The organism is Actinoplanes sp. NPDC048791, from assembly GCF_040650095.1.
In the GTDB taxonomy this organism is placed as follows: Bacteria; Actinomycetota; Actinomycetes; order Mycobacteriales; family Micromonosporaceae; genus Actinoplanes.
In genome coordinates, this window is the sequence record NZ_JBEZGQ010001440.1 from 1 (window position 1) to 1667 (window position 1667).

The following is a 1667-nucleotide window of genomic DNA, read 5'->3' on the forward strand; positions in this document are numbered from 1 at the left end:
CGCCGACCGAGGCCCGGAAACCGCCGATGGACCGCAGCGAGGCCCGCCCGAACGCCGACATGGTGACCGCCAGGTCGCCGGGCTCGTAGTCGTCGCCGAAGAGCAGCCAGCGCACGGTCGGACGCAGCACGGGCAGCATCGCGCTGTGCGGCCGCCAGGCGCCGAGCCGGGCCAGCAGACCGGCACCGGCCTCCTCGGCGGCCCGCAGGACCGGCGTGATGGTGGTGGGCAGGCCGTAACAGGTGTGGGTGGCGCCCTCGGCGGTGGTGGAGACGAAAACCAGCCCGGCCACCCGCCCGGCGAACTCCTGCGGATACGAGTCGGCGAACTCCATGATCGTCATGCCGCCGAGCGAGTGCCCGACCAGCACGATCGGCCCGGCCGGGGCGTACTCCCGGAGCACCTCGGCGAGATCGTCACCGAGCTGGGCCAGCGTGGCCGACCGCAGCCGGGTCGGGGAGGAGCGGCCGTGCCCCCGCGCGTCGTACGCGACGACCCGGGCGTCGACCTGCTCCAGCGCCTTGCTCTGGTGATGCCAGGTCCGCCGGTCGAGACACCAGCCGTGCAACAGCACCACGGTCACCGGCGCGTCGGCCGGGCCACTGGTCTCGACGTGCAGCCGTACGCCATCGGCGAGGGTGAGCTCCGACCGCTCGGACATGGGCACCTCCGTGATTCGCACGGCCCCGTTGTACCCACGGGTAATAAGCATCACGCGCGAAAGACCGAATTGCCAGACCTATGGAAGATCTTGCGCCGACCGGCCCGTCCCAGTCGGTGGGCGGAGCGACGTGATCTGCCTCGCACAGGCTGCTGCCGGCTGGTCACTCGTAGAGAATCAGAGCCATGACGGCTTCCTCACCTGCGGAACAGGCAGCACCGGTGCACCCGGCGGCCGCCTCGAGTTCATCGACCATGGTCGGAGCGGTCCCGGCCGCGGGGCCCGCGCCTGCGACAGCCGCCGGTCGCCCGGACGCCCCGGTGCGGATCGTGCGGCCGGATGACGCGCTCGCGGAGCTGATCGCCGGCAACCGCCGGTTCGTCAGCGGCCGGCCGCTGCACGGCCACGACGTGTCGGCTGCCGCGGCGGCGTCCGGTGGGCAGCTCCCGCATGCCGTGGTCCTGGGCTGCATCGACTCGCGGGTGCCGCTGGAAGCGATCTTCGACCAGACATTCGGCTCGATCTGCGTGGTCCGCTCCGGTGGTCACGTGGTCGACCACGCGGTGCTGGGCTCGGTCGGCTTCGCCGTGTCGGCCCTCAACGTGCCGTTGATCATGGTGCTGGGACACGTTCGGTGCGGCGCGGTGGACGCCACTGTGACCGCTCTGCGCGCGGGGGACCGCCCGGACGGGGACGTGGGGTATCTGGTGGACGAGATCGAGCCTGCGGTGCGGGCGGTCGGGCTGGATGATCCCGAGGTGACGGCCAAGGCTATGCGGGCCCATGTGGCTCGGACGGTGCAGCGGATGCAGGACGTGGCCGGGGTGCCGGCGGCGATCGCTGCCGGGAAGGTCGGGGTTGCGGGGGCGGTCTACGACCTCGACACCGGGCTGGTCGAGCTGCTCAGCTGAGCGGGTCTTCTCGCTCTGGCGGGGCCACCTGAGTGACCACGCAGCCCCACCGTGCTGATCAACTTGTCGTGATCTTCAGTGGGCGCAAAAAGGCG

Annotated in this window: 2 protein-coding genes; one reads left to right on the forward strand and one right to left on the reverse strand. The window is 71.5% G+C overall.

Annotation, left to right across the window (positions count from 1 at the left end; genetic code table 11):
• On the reverse strand, positions 1 to 661 hold a 661-nt coding region (locus AB0C29_RS47205; RefSeq protein WP_360834752.1), incomplete at its 3' end, for an alpha/beta fold hydrolase.
• Between the two features lie 320 nt (positions 662 to 981).
• Between AB0C29_RS47205 and AB0C29_RS47210 the strand changes: the two genes are divergently transcribed.
• Positions 982 to 1572, forward strand: a complete 591-nt coding sequence (locus AB0C29_RS47210) for a carbonic anhydrase (RefSeq protein ID WP_360834754.1) — start codon at positions 982 to 984, stop codon at positions 1570 to 1572.
• The last annotated feature ends 95 nt before the right edge of the window (positions 1573 to 1667 follow it).